Origin of the sequence: Bordetella genomosp. 8 (assembly GCF_002119685.1) — a bacterium.
Taxonomy (GTDB): domain Bacteria; phylum Pseudomonadota; class Gammaproteobacteria; order Burkholderiales; family Burkholderiaceae_B; genus Bordetella_C.
On sequence record NZ_CP021108.1, the window covers coordinates 5,776,482 to 5,796,364 of the forward strand.

Sequence of the window (19,883 nt, forward strand, 5' to 3'; positions counted from 1 at the left end):
ACGAGTTTGCGTGCATGATAGGCTTAGTCTCATCCATGACGCCCTGGAGAATTGCGCTTCATGTCGAAACCGCTGGAAGACTACGGAATCATCGGCAATATGCTGTCGGCCGCGTTGGTGTCGCGCGACGGCTCCATAGACTGGCTCTGCCTGCCGCATTTCAACTCCGCCGCCTGCTTCGCGGCCCTGCTGGGGACTGAAGAGCATGGCTGCTGGCGGCTGCGTCCGCGCGGCGTGTTCAAGTCCCACCGGCGCTATATCAGCGGCACCGCGGTGCTGGAAACGCGTTTCGAGACCGCCACCGGCGCGGTCACGCTGTTCGATTTCATGCCCTTGAGCGACGACGAGGAACGCGTGGACGTCGTGCGCATCGTGCGCGGCGACCAGGGCCAGGTCGACATGGATATGGACCTGGTGCTGCGGTTCAACTATGGCCAGGCCGTACCCTGGGTGCGCCGGCGCGACTATGGCATCAGCGCCGTGGCCGGGCCCGACGCCGTCGAGCTGCATACCCAGGCGCCACTGGAAGGCAAGGACCTGCGCACTGTGTCTCGGTTCACGGTGCGGGCCGGCGAACACGTGCCTTTCACGCTTTCCTACCACCCGTCGCACAAGGTGCCGCATTTCGTCCCGGACCGCCTGGAAAGCCTGGACCGCACGGTGGCGTGGTGGAAGGAATGGTCCAAGCGCTGCCGCTCCGACCACCGCTTTCCCGAATGGCACGACGCCATCGTGCGTTCGCTGATCACGCTCAAACTGCTGACGTTCCGGCCCACCGGCGGCATCGTCGCCGCGCCCACCACGTCGCTGCCCGAGAACATCGGCGGCACGCGCAACTGGGACTACCGCTATTGCTGGCTGCGCGACTCCGCGCTGACCTTGTACGCGCTGCTGAACGCCGGCTATCGCGAAGAAGCCGAAGCCTGGCGCATGTGGCTGATGCGCGCGTCGGCGGGCCATCCCAACCAGCTGCAGATCATGTACGGGATCGCCGGCGAGCGCAGCCTGCCCGAAATGGAAATCCCCTGGCTGCCAGGCTATGAAGGCAGCAAGCCCGTGCGCATCGGCAATGCCGCGTCGGGGCAGATCCAGATGGATATCTACGGCGAGCTGATCGATACGCTGCACGCGGCGCGCGAAGCCGAACTGGCGCCGCTGGAACAGGCGTGGCGGCTGCAGCGCATCCTGCTGACGCCGTTGGAACATGGCTGGAATACGGACGATCACGGCATCTGGGAAGTACGCGGCGCGCGCCGCGCGTTCACGCATTCGCGCCTGATGTGCTGGGTGGGCTTCGACCGCGCGATCAAGTCGGCGGAACGCTTCGGCCTGCAAGGCCCCGTGCAGCGCTGGCGCCATATCCGCGACTCGATACGCGAGGACATCCTGCGCAACGGCTTCGACAGCGACCTGAACAGCTTCGTGCAGTACTACGGGGGCAAGGGGCTGGATGCCAGCCTGCTGCTGATCCCGCAGGTGGGCTTCCTGCCCATCGACGATCCGCGCGTGGCCGGTACCGTGCAGGCCATAGAAAAAGGCCTGTTGCGCGACGGGCTGGTGATGCGCTACGTGCCGGAACAGTCGGACGACGGGTTGGCGCAGGACGAAGGCGTGTTCCTGGCATGCAGCTTCTGGCTGGCGGACAGCTACGTCATGCAGGGCAGGCTGGACGAAGGCGCGGCACTGTTCGAGCGGCTGCTGTCCCTGCGCAACGACCTGGGCCTGCTGGCGGAAGAATACGACCCGGTCCGGCAGCGGATGGTGGGCAATTTCCCGCAGGCGTTTTCGCATATCGGGCTGATCAATACCGCCTTCAACCTTTTGCAGGCGCAAGGGCCGGCACGGCAGCGCTCGCGCAGCGCGGCGCCGCACAACGGGTCGGCCGCGCACAAGGAACCGCAGTCGGCGGCCGCGGCGACCGAGGCGGCGGACGCGCACGCCGCGACCGCGCATTCGGCCAGCGAACAACCCGCGGCAGGCGGCCCCCCGCCGCGATAGCGGGGCCGGTCAGGGGAGCTAATCCGCCGCCACGTGCTGCAGTTCCGCGTCATCGGCGGCCTGTTGCGCCGACGGCTGCCCCGCTGCCGGCCGCCGGGTGCGCATGAAGATCAGGCACGGGATGGCGGCCAGCGTCAGCCACATCATGAAGCGGAAGTCGTCCAGGTACGCGATGAAGGCCGCCTGGTTGGTCAGGATCTCGTTCATGCCCGCCATCCCGGCGGGCGTGCTCATGTCGAACATGCGCGACAGCGCGTCCGGATGCATCATCATGGCGCCCGCCGTGATGTAGGCGGCCAACGAGGCATGCAGGGTCGCGGTATTGCGCACCAGCAGCGTCTGCATGGCGGAAATCCCGATACTGCTGCCGATGTTGCGCGACAGGCTGTAGATCGCGGTGCCATCGGAGCGCAGCGACCGGTCCAGGGTCGAGAAGGTCATGGTGGTCAGCGGCACCGACGTGAATCCCAGGCCCAGGCCCTGGATGAATCCAGGCACGATGACGTCCCACTCCGTGATCTGCGGCGTATAGCCCGACATTTGCCACAGCGACAGCGTCGTGAGTCCGAAGCCCAGTGCAATGACCAGGCGGCCGTCGATCCTGCCCACGATCCTTCCGGCCACCAGCATGGACACCATGGTGCCCAGGCCGCTGGGCGCCGTGACCAGGCCGGTGGTCACGACCGGGTAGCCCAATATCGTCTGCAACAGCGGCGGCAGCAGGGCGCGCGTTGCGTACAGCAGCAGGCCCAGCAGGAAATAGAACGCCAGGCCCATGGCGAAGTTGCGGTCGCGCAGCAGCGCGACCTTGAAGAACGACTGTTCGCCGCTGGTCGCCGTATGCAGGATGAAGAACGTGAACGACACGAAGGCGCATACCGCATAGACGCGGATCTCTATCGAATCGAACCAGTCCGCCTGCTCGCCGCGATCCAGCAGCAGTTGCAGCAGGCCGATGGAGATCGCCAGGGTGGCGAAACCGAAGACGTCGAAACGGTTGTCGCGCCGCGCGCCGTCGTCATGGATGAAACGCGCAACCCCGTAGAAAGACAGCAGCCCCACGGGCAGGTTGATCAGGAAGACCCAGCGCCAATTCATGTTGTCGGTCAGCCACCCGCCCAGCGTCGGCCCCAGGATGGGCCCCAGCATCACGCCCATGCCCCATAGCGCCATGGCCTTGGCGTGGTCCTTGGGCTCGTTGACGTCCAGCATCACCGCCTGTGACAGGGGTACGAGCGCGGCGCCGAAAGCGCCCTGCAGCAGGCGGGCGAGCACGATCTGCACCAGGTTGCCCGCCGCCCCACACGCCAGCGACATGACGGTGAATCCGGCGATGGACACCAGGAAGACCGACTTGAGCCCGTAGCGTCCCGTCAGCCAGCCGGTCACCGGCGTCGCGATGGCGGCGGCGACGATGTACGAGGTCAATACCCAGGTGATCTGGTCCTGTGACGCCGACAGTCCGCCCGCCATGTGCGGCAGGGCGACGTTGGCGATGGTGCTGTCCAAGGTCTGCATGATCGTCGCCAGCATGATGGAGACGGTGATCATCGACTTGTGCGGGACAGCGCCCGGATGGCCGGCGGGGGACATGGATTTAATAACCTACGTTACTATCTGAAGAAAAAAAGGGGAGCGCTTCCGCCCCCGCTCGCCCTACTCCACTTGGGTCAACAACTTGCGCAGCAAGCGCTCCAATGCATCGACTTCCGCCGCGTCGAAGTTGGCGAGCAGCGACTTCAACTGCGTGCGCCGGCGCGGCAGGTATTGCCGCACGAAGTCCTGCGCCTTCGGCGTCAGTTGCAGGAACACCTGCCGGCGGTCGCTTTCCCCGGCCAGCCGTGTCACATAGCCCTGCCGTTCCAGTTCGCGCGCCACCCGAGTGCTGTTGGTGCGCGAGGAATTCATGAATACGCTCAGGTCGGACGGCTTGAGGCGATGCTGCTCGCTGGCATAGATGACGACGAGCGAGGTCCACAGCGTAGAATTCAAGCCATGTTCCCGCAGCGGTGCATCCATGTGATCCCCCAGCCGCGCCGCCACATGCATGAACAGCCGGCTGATGACCGATTCACGCAATTGATGGCGCGATGCCAGGCGCAGGGACAGTTCGTCCATGGCCTGCTCGAAGGGCTCGAAGGAAGAAGGAGACATCGCGGCTCAGCGCATCCGGCGCAACTAATAACGTACGTTATTATATCGTCGGCACTGCTGACGAAGGACTGAATCGGGCCCCAAGCCCGGACCGAATCCGCTGTCCCGCGCGTCGCGATTCGGTTTAAATCTGCGGTTCCGGCCGGCGCGCCCCACCCTACCGACACCATGTCCGTGCAATCCGAAAGCGTTCCCCACAGTTCCGACACCCTGGCCCTGCGGGCCGACCTGGCGCTGGCACTGCGTGCCGCCGCCTATCACGGGCTGGAAGAAGGCGTCTGCAACCACTTCAGCGTCGCGCTCGCCGACGGCAGCGACCGCTTCCTGATCAATCCCCATGGCCTGCACTGGAGCGAGGTCGAAGCCGACGACATCGTGATGGTGGACGGCCGTGGGGCCAGGCTGGCCGGCCGGCACAACGTCGAGGCCACCGCCATGTTCATCCACGCCGCGATACATCGCATCGCCCGCAAGACCTGCGTGCTGCACACGCACATGCCCTATGCCACGGCATTGACCCTGACGGCCCGGCGCGGCCTGGATACGCGGCTGTCGCAGAACGCCATGCGCTTCCACGGCCGTGTGGCCATCGATGCCCGCTACGACGGCCTTGCGCTGGATACGGCCGAAGGCGAACGCATCGCCCGCGCCATGCATGGCGCCGACGTGGTGTTCCTGGGCAACCATGGCGTGGTGGTGTGCGGCGAACGCGTCGATTACGCCTACGACGATCTGTACTTCCTTGAACGGGCCTGCCAGGCCGAGGTGCTGGCGCTATCCACGGGCGCGCCGCTGGAGCCGGTGCCGGAGACCATGGCGCGCCACGTGGCGATGCAGATCCAGGGCGAGCGGCTGCAATCGACGCTGTTCTTCGAATCGCTGCGCCGCCGCCTGGGCGGTGCGTCGCGCGACACGGTCCGCTGACGCGCCGCCAGGCGGACCGTACCCCGGTCCGCCGATCCGGCACTCACTTCAGAACGCCGGCACCACCGCGCCCTTGTACTTTTCCAGGATGAACTGCTTCACCGCGGGCGTATGCAGGGCCTGCACCAGCTTGCGCACGGCGGGCCGGTCCTTGTCGTCGGGCCGGGCCACCAGCACGTTGGCGTAGGGCGAGTCCGCGCCTTCGATGAACAGCGCGTCCTTGGTCGGCACCAGGCCGGCTTCCAGCGCGTAGTTGGTATTGATCAGCGCCAGGTCGACGTCGTCCAGCGAACGCGGCAGCATGGCGGCTTCCAACTCCTGGAACTTCAGCTTCCTGGGGTTGTCGGTGATATCCAGCGGCGTCGCGCGGATGTTGCCGGCGTCCTTGAGCTTGATCAGGCCCTGCTTCTGCAGCAACAGCAGGGCGCGGCCACCGTTGGTGGGATCGTTGGGTATCGCCACCGTCGCCCCGCTCTTCAGGTCCGACACCTTCCTGATCTTGCGCGAATAGGCGCCGAAGGGCTCGACGTGCACCTTGGCGATCGCCACCAGGTTGCTCTTGCGGTCCTGGTTGAACGTGTCCAGATAAGGCTGATGCTGGAAGAAGTTCAGGTCCACCTGCTTGTCGACCAGTTGCACATTCGGTTGGACATAATCGCTGAACACCTTGATGTCCAGGTCGACGCCTTCCTTGGCCAGCGTGGGCTTCACGAACGCCAGGATTTCGGCATGCGGCACCTGGGTCGCGGCCACGACCAGCTTGTCGGCCGCGGCGGCGGGCCACGCCACCAGGGCGGCCGACACCCCGGCCGCCAGCAGCGCCACGCCGGCCATCCAGGCACGGCGCGCGCGGTGCGCGGGAGCGTGGGTTGCGGGCGCGGGCTGCGCGGCGCGTGCGCGCGGCGATGATCGATTCATTTTTCTCCTCCTTGTCGGGGTTCCCGCATAGACCGTTTAATACGAAAGGGATCAAATCTACATGAACCCGGCTTTTTTGTACTCCATCTGTTTATTACGCGCTGGCATAAGACTCAACGGGTAATACAATGCCGTTCAGCGGCGGCGACCGCGCCGCATGCGCCCGTCGCGCTCGTCTTTTGCGCCCCTATCCATCATCGCGTTTTCCAGCCGCCATGACCGCCAATTCCGATACCGCCGCCCTGTCTCCCGCGCTGAAGGCCAGCGTTCTGTCCGAAGCCTTGCCCTATCTGCGGCGCTTCCACGGCAAGACCATCGTCGTGAAATACGGTGGCAACGCCATGGTCGAAGAACGGCTGCAGGAAAGCTTTGCGCACGATGTCGTGCTGCTCAAGCTGGTGGGCCTGAATCCCGTGGTCGTCCATGGCGGCGGACCGCAGATCGACGACGCCCTGCGCCGCGTCGGCAAAAGCGGCACCTTCGTCCAGGGCATGCGCGTGACCGACGCCGAAACCATGGAAGTCGTCGAATGGGTCCTTGGCGGCCAGGTGCAGCAGGACATCGTCCTGATGATCAATGAAGCCGGTGGCAAGGCAGTGGGCCTGACCGGCAAGGACGGCGGCCTGATCCGCGCCCGCAAGAAGCTGATGGAAAACAAGGAAAATCCCGACCAGCCGCTGGATATCGGCTTCGTCGGAGACATCACCCAGGTCGATCCGGCGGTGGTGAAGGCGCTGCAGGACGATCAGTTCATTCCCGTGATCTCGCCCATCGGCTATGGCCAGGACGGCAAGGCGTACAACATCAACGCCGACGTGGTGGCGGGCAAGATGGCCGAAGTGCTCGGCGCGGAAAAGCTGCTGATGATGACCAACACGCCCGGCGTGCTGGACAAGGATGGCAAGCTGCTGCGCAGCCTGTCGGCGCGCGCGATCGACGAACTTTTCGCCGACGGCACGATTTCCGGCGGCATGCTGCCCAAGATTTCCTCGTCGCTGGACGCGGCGCGCAGCGGCGTGAATTCGGTGCACATCATCGACGGGCGCGTGCCTCACTGCCTGCTGCTGGAACTGCTGACGGACCAGGGCGTGGGCACGATGATCACGTCGCGCTGATGCAGATACGCCGGCATTTGCTGCGGCCGGCGGCGCGCCTGCGCCGCTCGCGCCGCACAGTCACCGCCGCGCCCCAGCGCCTGTGGCTGTTCGATCTGGACAATACGCTGCACAACACCTCGCATGCCATCTTCCCGCGCATCGACGCAGGCATGGCGCGCGCCGTGGCGGAGACCCTGGGGGTGGACCTGGACACCGCCAACGAGCTGCGCACCAAATACTGGAAGCGCTACGGCGCGACGGTGATAGGCATGGTGCGCCATCATGGCGTGAATGCCGAAACCTTCCTACGCATGAGCCACGATTTCGACGTGCTCCCTTTGCTCAAGTCGGAAAGCGGCCTGCCGGCCAAGCTGCGGCGGCTGCCGGGACGCAAGGTGTTGCTTACCAATGCGCCGCTGCACTACGCCCGCACGGTGCTGCGGCACCTGGGCCTGCTGTCGCATTTCGACAGCCTGTGGGCGATCGAGCACATGAACTGGCACGGCAACTTCCGGCCCAAGCCTTCGGCCATACTGCTCAAGCGCGTGCTCGCGCGCGAAGGCGCGTCGGCCGCGCATACGGTGCTGGTCGAGGACACACTGGAAAACCTCCGCGGCGCGCGCCGCGCCGGCCTGCGCACGGTGCATATACACCATCCCGGCACGCCCTTCAGCAAGGGCGGCCGCAACCGGCCGGGCTATGTCGACTTGCGAGTACACTCGGTCAGCGAGCTGCTACTGCAACGCCGCCCCTTGCGGCGCTAGCGCGGTCCCTTTCAGTTTTTGTTTCCTGAACTCATTTACTGGCCGCCTCGCGGACGGCCACACCCATGGCAAGCAGACCCGGCGAAAAGAAAACGCAGATCCTGCAGACCCTGGCGGAAATGCTGGAGCAGCCTCACGCGGCTCGAATCACGACAGCGGCCCTGGCGGCGCGCATGCAGGTTTCGGAAGCGGCCCTGTACCGGCATTTCGCCAGCAAGGCGCAGATGTTCGAAGGCCTGATCGAGTTCATCGAGCAGACGATATTCACGCTGGTCAATCAGATCGGTTCGGCGGAGCCCGAGGGCGTCAGCCAGGCGCGGCGCATGGTCAACATGCTGCTGACGTTTTCCGAACGCAACAAGGGCATGACGCGCGTGCTCACGGGCGACGCGCTGGTGACCGAAGACAACCGCTTGCAGGAACGGATCAATCACATCAACGATCGCATCGAAGCCTCGTTCCGCCAGGCGTTGCGTACGGCGGTGCATGATGGAGCCCTGCCGGCGAATGCCGACGTCAGCGCGCACGCCAGCCTGCTGACGCATTTCGTACTGGGACGCTGGCTGCGGTATGCGCAAAGCGGTTGGCGCGTGGCGCCGACCGTGCACCTGGACGAACAGCTTCGCCTGGCCTTGGGCTGACGCCAAGCCAGACCACTCCACGCAGGCAGCAGGTATGGCACGGCGGGGACGTTGCGGATCCGGGCGGGCGGCTAGCCCTCCGCCGGTCCGCTAGCGTCGCCCCCTTGAGGGGGAAGCGCGCAGCGCTTCGGGGGTGGGTCTCTTGCAAATAGCGCATTCCTCGTCGCGCGGGACATTCAGGCTGCGCCATTGCATGGCCAGCCCATCCAGGCACAGCATGCGGCCGGCGAGCGTTTCGCCGATACCGGCCAGCAGCTTCAAGGCTTCCGCCGCCTGCACGCTGCCGATGATGCCCACCAGCGGCGCCAGCACGCCCATGGTCGCACAGCTGGCTTCTTCGACGTCGTCCGCTTCCGGGAACAGGCAGTGATAGCACGGCGAGGTCTCGCCACGCAGGTCGAATACGCTGACCTGTCCGTCGAAGCGGATGGCCGCGCCCGACACCAGCGGTTTACGGTGATGCACGCACGCGCGGTTGATGGCATGCCGCGTGGTGAAGTTGTCGGAACAATCGAGCACCACGTCCGCGCGCGCCACGGCGGCGAGCAGGGCATCGCCCTGCAGGCGCTGCGCGATGGTGTCGACCACGATGTCCGGATTGAACGCCAGCAAGGCACGGCGCCCTGATTCCACCTTCGCCTGTCCCAGGCTTTCCGTGGTGTGCAGCAATTGCCGCTGCAAGTTGCTGAGTTCGACGACGTCGTCGTCGACCAGGGTGATATGGCCGACCCCCGCGCTGGCAAGATACATCGCGGCCGGAGAACCCAGCCCCCCTGCCCCGATGATCAGCGCGCGCCCTGCCAGGATTTTTTCCTGCCCTTCGATACCGAGTTCGTCGAGCAGGATGTGGCGGGCATAGCGCAGCAACTGCTGGTCGTTCATTTTGCCTTGGCGGGCTCGACTCCGGACGGCGTGATCGTCATGCGTTCCGTCGGCGCCTGGGCGGCGCCGGCGGTCTGCTGCGGCGCGCCGGCCTTGTCGTTGGACGCGGTCTTGGGCACGGCCTTCTGGATCGGTTTGCCGTCCAGCAGGTTCAGCGCCTGCTTCAGCTGGAAGTCGTCCTTGCCGCCGAACTCGAACGTCTTGGGCAGTTCGATGTTGGCCGGATCGTTGGACGATTTGATCTCGCCGTTGGGCGCTTGCTGGTTGGCCAGGTGGCGCTGCAGGTCGGCTTCGCGCGGCAGGCGGAACAGGTCGCCGGTCGCCGTATCGGCCACCACATAATCCGGTTCGATGCCGGTAGCCTGGATGGAACGGCCGCTGGGCGTGAAATAGCGCGACGTCGTCAGCTTGATGGCGGTGTCTTCGCTGAGCGGCAGGATCACCTGCACGGAGCCCTTGCCGAAGGTACGGTTGCCCATCACCTTGGCGCGCTTGTGATCCTGCAGCGCGCCGGCGACGATTTCCGAAGCGGACGCGGAGCCCACGTTCACCAGCACCACCATGGGCACGGTCTTGACCCAGCCCGGCAGGCCCGACAGATAGTTGCCTTCGCCGCGCGCGTATTCGGCCGGGGTGGCCAGATACTTGTGGCGCGCGTCGGGCGTACGGCCGTCGGTGGACACCACCAGCGAATCGGCCGGCAGGAAGGCAGACGCCACGCCGATGGCGCTGGTCAGCAGGCCGCCCGGGTCATTGCGCAGGTCCAGCACCAGCGCGCGAGGCGGCTGCTTGGCGCCAAGTTCGGCAAGCTGGCGGGCCATGTCGGCACCGGTCTTTTCCTGGAACTGGGCGATGCGCACATAGGCCACATTGCCGTCCAGCATCTTGCTGCGCACGCTGCGCACCTTGATGACGTCGCGCATGATCTTCAGCACGATGGGCTGCGGATGATCGGCGCGCATGATGGTCAACGTGATCGGCGTCTTGGGCGCGCCGCGCATCAGCTTGACGGCGTCGTTCAGCGACATGCCCTTGGTGGGCGTATCGTTGATCTTGGTGATGAGGTCGCCGGCCATGACACCCGCGCGCGCGGCCGGCGTGTCCTCGATGGGCGAAATGACCTTCACGTAGCCGTCCTCGGCGCCGACTTCGATGCCCAGGCCTCCGAATTCGCCTTGCGTGGCGGTCTGCATGTCACGATAGGCGTCGGCATCCAGGTAGGCGGAGTGCGGATCGAGACCGGACACCATGCCGGAGATGGCATTGTCGATCAGCGTCTTGTCGTCCGTCGGTTCGACATAGTTGTTCTTGATGGCGCCGAAGACGTTGGTGAACTGGCGCAGTTCCTCCAACGGCAAGGGACTGCCGCCGCGCTGTGCGACCGCGGTCACGCCGACGCTTAGCAAAACACCGGCGACGACACCGAGCGACACCAGGCCGAAACTGCGAAACTTGCGAGTGCTCATGCACACTTCCTGAATTGGTTTAGCCAAACGCTTCTACTGGGCCAACCATTGGGCTGGGTCCACCGGCGCGCCACCATGACGAATTTCAAAGTATAGGCCCGATTCCACCTGCCCGCCCGTCGCGCCGGCCGCGGCGATGGTGTCCCCGGCGGCGACCCGATCGCCCACCTGTTTCAACAGGGACTGGTTATACCCGTATACCGTCATGTACTGCTGGCCGTGATCCACGATGATGAGGTTACCGAAGCCCCGTAGCCAATTGGCGTAAACCACGGTACCGGCCGCCACGGCGCGCACCGGCGTGCCTTCGGGCACGCGCAGCACGATGCCCCGCCAGACGCCGCCGTCCGGACGGCCGAGGCCGAAGCGCCCCTGCACGGTCGCGCCCGAGACGGGCACCGGCAGGCCAGGCCGCAGGCCGCGGCCCGCCGGCGCGAGCGGCCGGGCGGACGGCGACGGCGTGGAAGACGTGGCGGATGTCGTGGACGATGCCGAGGAATTGGACTGGGCATCCGCGGCCTGCGCCGATTTCGGTTCAGCTGGCTTTAAGCCTTCTATATTGCCGCGCGCCACCGGCAGACTGGCTTGCGCCGCGCGCCGCGCGGCCGCTTCGGCATCTTCCGCCTGTTTGGCGGCGGCGGCCGCCTGGCGATCCGCATTCGCGGCGGCCTCGGCATCACGGCGGGCGGCGGCTTCGACCTGCTCGCGCGCCTGGGAGGCCTCGCGCGCTTCCTGCGCGCGGCGGGCCGCGTCGGCGGCCTTGCGGGCATCGTCCGCGCGCTTGCGGGCGTCGTCGGCCTTGCGCCGCGCTTCCTCCAGCGCCAGGCGCCGCGCCTCTTCGGCCTTGCGGGCGGCCTCGGCTTCCGCCTGCCTGCGCGCTTCCTCGGCCTTGCGGCGGGCTTCTTCGGCCTTGCGCGCTTCTTCGGCCTGCTTTTCGATGGCCGCCTGCAGATCGTCGATCAGGCGAGACATGCGCTGATCGTCGCGGCCCAGCTTGACGGCCTCTTCGCGCTGCGCGGTGATCTGGCCTTCGAGGCGCGCCAGGACGCTGGCGCGCTCCTTCTGCTGCGCGACCAACTGGGTTTTCTGGTCGGCGGTCTCCTTGACCACCTGGGCGATTTCCTGGCGCCGCGCGTCGGCCTGGCCTTGCAGGCGTGCCAGTTCGTCGAGATCGCGGCGCAGGGCCTGCACCGCTTCGGCCCGGGCCTGGGAAACATAGCCCAGATAGGCCAGGTTGCGCCCCAGCTGCTGGGGGTCGTCGCCGGACAGCAGGGCCGTCCACGGGGACAAGCCGCTGGTGTACTGGGCGCGCAGTTGCTTGGCGAGTTCCTCGCGGCGCTGCGCCAGCACCGCCTGCTGCGCCGTCATCTGGCGTTCCAGGGTCGCCAGATCGGCTTCCGCCTGCTTGCTCTGCGTGGCCAGCTCGGCCAGGCGCCGGTTGATCTGCGAGATCGCGGTTTCCGACTGGCGCAGCGAATCAGCGGCTTCCTTGCGCGCCGACTCGCGCTCGTCGAGGGTTTTCTGCAGTGACTGGATGCGTTCGCGCAACGCCGACTGCTGGCGTTGCGCCTCCGTCTGTTTTTCGGCCAGGTCCGCGGGCGCGGCCCACGTCGCGCCCGCCGCCAGCGCCATCGTCAGCGCGGCGGCCGTCCATCCACTGCCAGCCAGGCGCATCGGTCAGGCCTTTTTCGCCTTGCCTTGCGCAGCCACGGCGGCCATGGCGGCTTCGATTTCGGCGGGATCGCCCAGGTAGTAATGGCGCAGGGGACGCAGTTCGTCGTCGAGTTCGTAGACCAGCGGCTGCCCGGTGGGTATGTTCAGCCCCACGATATCGTCGTCGGAGATGCCGTCCAGGTGCTTGATCAGGGCGCGCAGGCTGTTGCCATGCGCCGAAATCAGCACGCGGCGGCCGGAGCGGATGGCGGGCGCGATCGATTCGTTCCAGAACGGCAGGACGCGGGCCACGGTGTCCTTCAGGCATTCGGTGGCGGGCAGTTGGTCCGCCGGTATGCGCGCATAGCGGCTGTCGAAGCGCGGATGGCGCTCGTCGTCCACGGGAATGGGATCGGGCGCGATGGCGTAGGCGCGACGCCAGATCAGGACCTGTTCGTCGCCGAACTTGGCGGCGGTCTCGGCCTTGTTCAGGCCCTGCAGGGCGCCGTAATGCCGCTCGTTCAGCCGCCAGCTGTTGCCGATGGGGGTATACATCGCGTCCATCGCATCCAGCGCGATCCAGAGCGTGCGGATGGCGCGCTTCAGGACGGAGGTGTAGGCCAGGTCGAAGGCGTAGCCCTCACGCTTGAGCAGCTCGCCGGCGGCGCGCGCCTGTTCGCGGCCGGTATCGGTCAGGTCGACGTCGGTCCAGCCGGTGAAGCGGTTTTCCAGATTCCACTGGCTTTCGCCGTGACGCATCAGAACGAGTTTATGCATGGTGCGGTCGCTTGAAACAGAGTTGAAAGATGCCGGATTGGCATCATTTTATAATTGCCCGGTTATGCCCCTTCCGGACGGTCCCGCGCCGCCGCCCGCCGGGATGCGGCGCCCGGTGGGCTTTGATCGCCCATTAACCGTCATACTTCAGGACGTTCCGTGGATTTTGTGCATTTTCTGCTAGGTCAGAACAATATTTTCATCGTCGCCGCGGCGGTCGTGTCCGGCATCATGCTGGCCATTCCCGCGCTGCGCAAGACCGGGGGCGGATCCGCCATCGGAACGGCCGAAGCCATACAGATGGTCAATCAGCGGCAGGCGGTATGGGTGGACGTACGTCCGGCCGAACAATACCAGGCTGGGCACATCGCGCAGGCACGCAGCGTGCCGGCAGCGGACATCGACAAGAAATCCGCCGGCCTGCCCAAGAACAAGCCCCTGGTGGTGGTGTGTGAGCAGGGCCGCGACGCCAGCCGCGCCGTGGCCAGGCTGAAAGCCCAGGGGTTCGCCGAAGTGGTGGCCCTGCAAGGCGGCATGAAGGCCTGGAGCCAGGCCGGCCTGCCCGTCACGCAGAAAGCCTGAACGCGACTCCCGCCAAGGGGCGCCGGCGCCGACTGTCGCCCCTTCGCTTTCAACGTAGAGAACCGACGATGAAAAAAGTCCTGATGTACAGCACCGCCGTCTGTCCATATTGCATTCGTGCCGAAGCGCTGCTCAAGCAGCGCGGCGTGAGCGAGATCGAGAAGGTCCGCATAGATCTCGACCCCGCCCAGCGCGCCACAATGATGGAGCGAACCGGCCGCCGCACCGTGCCGCAGATCTATATCGGCGAGACGCACGTGGGCGGCTACGACGATCTGGCCGCGCTGGACCGCGCCGACAAGCTGGTCCCCATGCTGGCCTGATTCGCTGGCCTGATTTCTGGCGCCGTCCGGCGGACGGCGCCTCCCTTGCCTGCCTCAGGCTTTACTCCCTACCTTTCCGGAATTCTTCATGGCCGATCAAACCAACCAGGCGGGCGACGACGCTCCGTCGTTCAATCTGCAGCGCGTCTACCTGAAGGACCTGTCGCTGGAAATGCCCAACGCGCCGCACGTATTCCTGGAACAGGACACGCCGCAGGTTGAGGTCAGCATCAACGTCGGCGGCCAGCGGCTGACCGAAACGCTGTTCGAATCCACCGTCACCGTCACCGTGACCACGCGCGTCACCGACAAGGTGCTGTATCTGGTCGAAGGCACGCAGGCCGGCATTTTCGAGCTGGCCAATATCCCGGGCGATCAGCTGGATCCGCTGCTGGGCATCGTCTGCCCCACCATGATCTACCCGTATCTGCGCGCCAACGTGGCCGATGCGATCACCCGCACCTCGCTGCCCGCGCTGCATCTGGCGGAAGTCAACTTCCAGGCACTGTACGAACAACGCATCGCCGAGCTGCAGCAACAGCAGCAGCAATCCGGCAATGACTCCGGCATCATCCTGCCGCCCAATGTCACGCGCCAATAATCCTGCAAGCACGCCCCGTCCTCCCGCCGGCACCCAGGTGCCGCCGCGGGTGGCGGTGCTGGGCGCCGGCAGCTGGGGAACGGCACTGGCGGCCGTGGCCGCGCGCCGCCGGCCCACCTTGCTGTGGGCGCGCCAGGCCGCGCAGGCCGACGCCATGAGCGCCACACACGAAAACGCCCGGTATCTTCCGGGCGTTTCTTTGCCTGCCTCGCTGGAAATCGGCAGCGACTTCGATCGTGCGCTTTCCGTGACGGCCGCCGACGGCGGCGTGCCGCTGCTCATCCTAGGCGTGCCGGTGGCCGGGCTGGAAGCCATGTGCCTGGACCTGGCGCGGCGCCTGCCCGCGCTGGGCTGCGCTGGCTGGCATGTGGTGTGGACTTGCAAGGGCTTCGATGAATCCCACGGACGGCTGCCGCACGAAATCGCGCTGGCGTCGCTGGCCGACACCGCGGGCGTCAGCGTCGGCGTGCTGTCGGGACCGAGCTTCGCGCGCGAAGTCGCGCAAGGCCTGCCGGTCGCGTTGACGGTCGCCAGCGGCGACGCCGCCCTGTGCGCGGCCACCACGGCCGCGCTGCATGGCGGCGCGGCGCGGGTGTATGCCGGTTCCGACGTGGCGGGGGTGGAAGTGGGCGGGGCGATGAAGAACATCATCTCCATCGCCTGCGGCATCTCCGATGGCTTGATGCTGGGCACCAACGCGCGTGCCGCGCTGATCACCCGGGGCCTGGCCGAGATGACCCGCCTGGGCGTGGCGCTGGGCGCACGCGCGGATACGTTCTCCGGGCTGACCGGCCTGGGCGATCTGGTGCTGAGCGCGACCGGCGAACTGTCGCGCAACCGCCGCGTAGGCCTGGACATCGGCGCCGGCCGCAAGCTGGCCGATATCCTGGCCGGGGGCATGACCGCGGAAGGCGTGCGTGCGGCCCGCTCGGCCCTGGCACGCGCGCGCGCCCTGAATGTCGACCTGCCCATTACCGCCGCGGTATGCGCGGTGCTTTTCGACGGCGTGTCTCCCATGACCGCCGTATCCACCCTGCTGGCGCGCGACGCCCGACCGGAAAGCGGAGACCTGCGCGTGCCCGACTAAGCGCCTGTCCACGGCAGGCCCCCACCCCAAAACAGCGCACGATCGTCCGAACGCGATCGGCCATCTCAGCCAAAGGAGAAATCGATGTTTCTGTTCAACCCCGGCCACCGTGGCGCACGCATGCCACGACTGTGGCTGGCCCTGGCGAGTATCGCCACGGCGCTGACGCTGGGCGCGCCCGCGCATGCGGAATGGCCGGAGCGCCCGATCGACATGATCGTTCCCTTCCCCGCGGGGTCGTCTCCGGACCTGCTGGCGCGCATCGTGTCCGAACCGCTTTCGCAGGCCCTGGGCAAGGCCATCATCGTGCAAAACAAGCCGGGCGCCGGCGGCAACATCGGCACCCGCCTAGCCGCCGAGGCCAAGCCCGACGGCTACACGATGCTGTTCACCATCAACGGCCCGTTGACGACGGCCCCGACGCTGTATCGCAAGACGCTGGGCTACGATCCCTTCACGGATCTGGCACCGGTCACGCTGGTCGCGACCAGCCCCAACGTACTGGTGGTGCCCAGCAGCCTGGGCATCAAGACCGTGGACCAGTTCGTCAAGCTGGCCAAGGAAAAGCCGGGCGCCCTGAATTACGGCTCGGTAGGCCCCGGCAGCGCATCCCAACTGGCCATGGAAATGTTCAAGGGCCAGGCCGGCCTGGATATCGCCCACATTCCCTATCCCGGCTTTCCGCAGGTGATCAGCGCGATCATCTCGGGCGACATCCAGTCGTCCTTCATGGTGCCGGCCATCGCGATGCCTCAAGCCCGCAACGGCAAGGCGACGGTGCTGGCCGTCACCAGCCTGGAACGCACCGAGACGCTGCCGGACGTGCCCACCATGGCCGAGCAGGGCTATCCGGGCTTCGAGGCGATCTCGTGGGATGCGATCCTGGTGCCGGCCGGCACGCCCAGCGGGGTGGTGGAAAGGCTGAACAGCGAGCTGGCTCGCATCATCAGCAGCGACAAGGTGCGCGAGCAGATGGCGGTGCAGTACTTCACGCCCGCGCCTTCGTCGCCCGAGCAATTGTCCACCCGCATGCGGGATGAGAAGGCGCGCTGGGACGCCGTGATCGAGAAGCTGAACCTGTCGTTGGATTGATCGCGTTGGGTTGATCGCGTTGGGTTGAGCGCGCCGGATTGAGCGCGCTGGTTGATCGCAATCAAGCGGCCGCGGGCGTTGGCGGCACGGCAAGCGCCGCCGGCGACGGCAGCGACGCCAGGTCCGCCCGGGTATCCGGTACGCCTTCCAGCGGGGTCGAACGCTCGGCATAGCGATTCATCGGATTGTTCGCTTCGAACGATCTGCCGGAATTCAGCAGGGCCTGCTGGTAGTACCGGTAGATGAACCGGTTTTCCTCGCCGATCGTGCTGGTGACGGCCTCGGTCTTGAGGAAGTCGTCCATATGGCCTTCGTACCGGCCCAGCCGGGCCAGCATCTTGTGCATGTGGGTCTGGTTCAGACGCGCCCACGCGGCATCGTAAGTAGTGAAGTTGCCGGTGTCCGGGCCGGACCACGTGCCGCCATCTCTTTTGATCAGGCTGTCCAGGGACTGCTTGATGCCTTCATAGTCCTTCTTGGAATCTCGGTCGAACTTGTCCGACAGACGCACGAGCAGATAGGCGTGGCTGCGTGCTTCCGGCTCCTGTTCCACCGCTTCGCGCAGCGCCGCCCAGCAACGATTGGCGGTCTGTTGCCATTCCAGGGAATCGCGCGGCATCAGGCGGCCGGTGTCCAGGAATTTGTTGCGCCACCATTCCTGCACGGTGGTGACCCAGGCGAAGCGCGGCGCATTGATCCTCATATCCTGGCAAGGCTGCTGCAGATTACGGTACAGGTTCTTGAGCGCATCCGGCCCCAGGGTCGCCACCGCGCGGGAGAATTCCATGCGCAGGTATCGGTCGCAGGCCTTGGCGGGAAACTGGCTGGCCGCGAAGTGGGCACGCACGTCGTCCGCCGCGATCAGCATGTTGCGGAACGCACGCCGCACTTCCTGCGCATCGGCGGGATGACGCTCCAGGGGCTTGAACGCGGCCTGTATGCGCTGATACAGGTGGCCCGTGTGATATGAAAAGCGCGCGTGCTCCATCCTGGCGCTGCTGCCGATCACCAGGTAGCCGGCCCAGAAGGAGACCTTGTCCCATACCTTCCGCAACGGACCACGCTTCTTTACCAATAACGCGCCTTCGACGGTGTCGAAGTCCGTCAGGTCGCGCCAGCGCGTCCTGTGGCCTGTGCTGGCGGGCAGCGCGTCGCCTTTCAGGATCACATGCATTTCCTGCAGCAGGCGCCGATACTGCGGCACCATCAGGTCGCCATTCGCCGTGATGCGGCTGATACCCGCCATCAATGCATCCAATACGGCGTCCTTTCGCCAGGTCGTCGTTTCCAGCAGGGTGGCGCGCACGTCCGCCGGGGCGCGCTCCATGATCAGGCGCGACAGATAGGCGCTGCGCTGGTCGTCGCCGCGCATCGACAGGCACATGCCGCGCAACAGGGCATGCACGGCATTCCTGCCTTGCAGGTACAGGTCCAGCTGATCGGGCAGCGGCACTTCGTCATCCGCGCAGCCGCGATCGCTCATGCCCTGGATCGCATTCGCTTCGATGCGCCGGGTCAACGCGGCCAGTTCACTCAGCGGCTCGGTTTCGTAGCGGCGCATGCGTTCGTCGTTCACGGCCTCGCGCCAGGCTTCGAGCACCCCTGCGGACTTGACGCGATCGGCCTGGATCAGGATGGCGCCCATATAGCCGCCGGGCGACGCGGCGCGGCAGACCTCGTCGAAGGCGTTGTCGGAAAGACCGCGCATGGCCCGGCCCACATGGCGCTTGATGAAGTGCTGGGTTTCGGCGGTCGTGGGCGGCAGCAGGTCCAGGTCACGCGCCAGTTGCGCCGTCCAGTCGTCGCGGCCGGGATTGGGCAGGCGCTTGACCCCGTCGATCTGGCCAAGCATGCCCGCGCAGGGCTGGGCTTTTTCGTTTTGGAAATCCGCCAGGGCCTGGTCCCACTGGCCGAGTTCCGACGGACGCTGCCGGCGCAGGGATACCCCGCTTTCGATCAGGTCGCGGCATTGGCCTATGGCGCTTTCCAGGGCGACGCTACTGGGGACCTTGCCGCGCAGCTTGGCCAGTTCATGCGCGATGCGGTCGGCGTTGGCTTCTTCCTGTCCATGCGTCCACAGGCGATCGATGAGCTGCGCGGCTTCTTCCAGGGTCGGCCTGGAGGACATCCCGGTGACTTCCCTGCCCTTCTGCAGCAGGCTTTCGAGCAGGCCCGGCCCGTGGCCGCTATCCACGCGCGCCTGCGCCACGGACAGCGTCGGCAGGCCGCCGCACAGATGAGTGCTGTCCTTTTCAAGCTGGCGGCGCACGTCCTTGCGGCATTTGATGACGGCGGCTTCGATGCGGCCGAGCTTCTTGAGCGTGGCCTTGAGGGCGGGCCGCGCTTTCTTGAACGCCTTTTTGTGCGTGCGCAGGCTGGCGATGTCGCCGTCGAGCTGGCGCCGCGCCTGTTCCTGCGCGGGATCCATCGCCGCCATGATCGCGGCCCTGCGCATCACGCCGCTGCCGCCGGGCGCCAGCTTTTTCAGGACGCGCATGCCGGCGTGTATGCATGCGTGCTCCACCTTGGAAACCGCCTTGCCGATATGTCTTTGCAGCCGGCTCTCGGCCGTTTTCACCGCGACGACGCAGCTGCTCACCGCTTGCGTGCCGGCGTGGCCGACGCGCCTGTCGTTACCGGGCCTGCGCTTGGCGGACCTGGCCACGAATTGCCGGCCGTCCACCGATGCCATGCTGGCCAGCGACGAGGTTGAATTCAGGCGGCCGCGCGCGTTGGGCTGGGTGCGGTCGTCCTGGACGAGGGAGACAGCGCCGGAAGTGGGATAGACGGGCATGATGCGATCCTTCTGCTGCGGTGGGACACTCCGCCGTCGAAGGCGAACCGCATCCGGCGGACGGCGGGAGTGACCAGGTGAAGACCGGGTCGCGTGCGGCCGCCGGCGGCGCTTTCCGATCTGTTCCGGT

18 protein-coding genes are annotated in these 19,883 nt (G+C 66.3%); 10 read left to right on the plus strand and 8 right to left on the minus strand.

Features of this window, described 5'->3' with window-relative positions; translation table 11 throughout:
* Nucleotides 1-60 precede the first annotated feature (60 nt).
* The gene (locus CAL12_RS26135) at nucleotides 61-1,998 is read left to right on the plus strand and encodes a glycoside hydrolase family 15 protein (RefSeq protein ID WP_086068124.1); all 1,938 of its coding nucleotides are present in this window, start codon (nucleotides 61-63) and stop codon (nucleotides 1,996-1,998) included.
* An 18-nt stretch (nucleotides 1,999-2,016) separates the two neighbouring features.
* On the opposite strand, the gene CAL12_RS26140 is transcribed toward CAL12_RS26135, so the two are convergent.
* Entirely contained in the window at nucleotides 2,017-3,591 is a 1,575-nt protein-coding gene (locus tag CAL12_RS26140) for a DHA2 family efflux MFS transporter permease subunit (protein ID WP_086067273.1), read from the minus strand.
* Nucleotides 3,592-3,654: 63 nt separating this feature from the next.
* Nucleotides 3,655-4,152: a MarR family transcriptional regulator gene (locus CAL12_RS26145; protein WP_086067274.1), complete on the minus strand. Its 498-nt coding sequence runs from the start codon at nucleotides 4,150-4,152 to the stop codon at nucleotides 3,655-3,657.
* A gap of 168 nt (nucleotides 4,153-4,320) precedes the next feature.
* On the opposite strand from CAL12_RS26145, the gene CAL12_RS26150 reads away from it, so the two are divergent.
* The gene (locus CAL12_RS26150) at nucleotides 4,321-5,076 is read left to right on the plus strand and encodes an aldolase (RefSeq protein WP_086067275.1); all 756 of its coding nucleotides are present in this window, start codon (nucleotides 4,321-4,323) and stop codon (nucleotides 5,074-5,076) included.
* A gap of 48 nt (nucleotides 5,077-5,124) precedes the next feature.
* Here CAL12_RS26150 and CAL12_RS26155 read toward each other — a convergent pair whose 3' ends face one another.
* On the minus strand, nucleotides 5,125-5,910 hold the full coding sequence (locus tag CAL12_RS26155) for a MetQ/NlpA family ABC transporter substrate-binding protein (protein WP_086068125.1): 786 nt from the start codon (nucleotides 5,908-5,910) through the stop codon (nucleotides 5,125-5,127).
* A 299-nt stretch (nucleotides 5,911-6,209) separates the two neighbouring features.
* Here CAL12_RS26155 and argB point away from each other — a divergent pair, with 299 nt between their 5' ends.
* From argB to slmA, 3 genes are all read left to right on the plus strand, one after another.
* Nucleotides 6,210-7,109, plus strand: coding sequence for an acetylglutamate kinase (argB, locus tag CAL12_RS26160; protein WP_086067276.1), 900 nt, complete (start codon nucleotides 6,210-6,212; stop codon nucleotides 7,107-7,109).
* The gene (locus tag CAL12_RS26165; RefSeq protein ID WP_198298329.1) at nucleotides 7,109-7,855 is read left to right on the plus strand and encodes a pyrimidine 5'-nucleotidase; all 747 of its coding nucleotides are present in this window, start codon (nucleotides 7,109-7,111) and stop codon (nucleotides 7,853-7,855) included. The genes argB and CAL12_RS26165 overlap by 1 nt, the downstream gene beginning before the upstream one ends.
* A 65-nt stretch (nucleotides 7,856-7,920) precedes the next feature.
* The gene (slmA, locus tag CAL12_RS26170) at nucleotides 7,921-8,496 is read left to right on the plus strand and encodes a nucleoid occlusion factor SlmA (RefSeq protein WP_086067278.1); all 576 of its coding nucleotides are present in this window, start codon (nucleotides 7,921-7,923) and stop codon (nucleotides 8,494-8,496) included.
* A 90-nt stretch (nucleotides 8,497-8,586) separates the two neighbouring features.
* On the opposite strand, the gene CAL12_RS26175 is transcribed toward slmA, so the two are convergent.
* Genes CAL12_RS26175 through gpmA form a run of 4 tightly spaced genes read right to left on the minus strand, consistent with a single transcriptional unit; the run spans nucleotide 8,587 to nucleotide 13,274 of the window.
* Nucleotides 8,587-9,378 (minus strand): HesA/MoeB/ThiF family protein, encoded by a 792-nt coding sequence (locus tag CAL12_RS26175; protein WP_086067279.1) that lies wholly within the window; start codon nucleotides 9,376-9,378, stop codon nucleotides 8,587-8,589.
* On the minus strand, nucleotides 9,375-10,844 hold the full coding sequence (locus CAL12_RS26180; protein WP_086067280.1) for a S41 family peptidase: 1,470 nt from the start codon (nucleotides 10,842-10,844) through the stop codon (nucleotides 9,375-9,377). Before CAL12_RS26180 ends, CAL12_RS26175 begins: the two co-directional genes overlap by 4 nt.
* 33 nt (nucleotides 10,845-10,877) lie before the next feature.
* Nucleotides 10,878-12,518 carry a murein hydrolase activator EnvC family protein gene (locus CAL12_RS26185; protein WP_086067281.1) on the minus strand — a complete coding sequence of 547 codons (1,641 nt, stop codon included), beginning with the start codon at nucleotides 12,516-12,518 and terminating at the stop codon, nucleotides 10,878-10,880.
* A 3-nt stretch (nucleotides 12,519-12,521) separates the two neighbouring features.
* A complete protein-coding gene (gene gpmA / locus CAL12_RS26190; RefSeq protein WP_086067282.1) occupies nucleotides 12,522-13,274 on the minus strand; it encodes a 2,3-diphosphoglycerate-dependent phosphoglycerate mutase in 753 nt (250 codons plus the stop codon).
* A 159-nt stretch (nucleotides 13,275-13,433) separates the two neighbouring features.
* Here gpmA and CAL12_RS26195 point away from each other — a divergent pair, with 159 nt between their 5' ends.
* From CAL12_RS26195 to CAL12_RS26215, 5 genes are all read left to right on the plus strand, one after another.
* Nucleotides 13,434-13,856, plus strand: a complete 423-nt coding sequence (locus CAL12_RS26195; RefSeq protein ID WP_198298330.1) for a rhodanese-like domain-containing protein — start codon at nucleotides 13,434-13,436, stop codon at nucleotides 13,854-13,856.
* 68 nt (nucleotides 13,857-13,924) lie between these two features.
* Complete coding sequence (grxC, locus tag CAL12_RS26200; RefSeq protein ID WP_086067283.1) at nucleotides 13,925-14,179, plus strand: glutaredoxin 3; 255 nt, start codon at nucleotides 13,925-13,927, stop codon at nucleotides 14,177-14,179.
* A gap of 88 nt (nucleotides 14,180-14,267) precedes the next feature.
* Complete coding sequence (gene secB, locus CAL12_RS26205) at nucleotides 14,268-14,780, plus strand: protein-export chaperone SecB (protein WP_086067284.1); 513 nt, start codon at nucleotides 14,268-14,270, stop codon at nucleotides 14,778-14,780.
* Nucleotides 14,764-15,867: an NAD(P)H-dependent glycerol-3-phosphate dehydrogenase gene (locus CAL12_RS26210; protein ID WP_086067285.1), complete on the plus strand. Its 1,104-nt coding sequence runs from the start codon at nucleotides 14,764-14,766 to the stop codon at nucleotides 15,865-15,867. The genes secB and CAL12_RS26210 overlap by 17 nt, the downstream gene beginning before the upstream one ends.
* A 120-nt stretch (nucleotides 15,868-15,987) precedes the next feature.
* Nucleotides 15,988-16,959, plus strand: a complete 972-nt coding sequence (locus CAL12_RS26215; RefSeq protein WP_086068127.1) for a Bug family tripartite tricarboxylate transporter substrate binding protein — start codon at nucleotides 15,988-15,990, stop codon at nucleotides 16,957-16,959.
* A gap of 61 nt (nucleotides 16,960-17,020) precedes the next feature.
* On the opposite strand, the gene CAL12_RS26220 is transcribed toward CAL12_RS26215, so the two are convergent.
* Nucleotides 17,021-19,753, minus strand: coding sequence for a hypothetical protein (locus CAL12_RS26220; RefSeq protein ID WP_086067286.1), 2,733 nt, complete (start codon nucleotides 19,751-19,753; stop codon nucleotides 17,021-17,023).
* Between the last annotated feature and the right edge of the window lie 130 nt (nucleotides 19,754-19,883).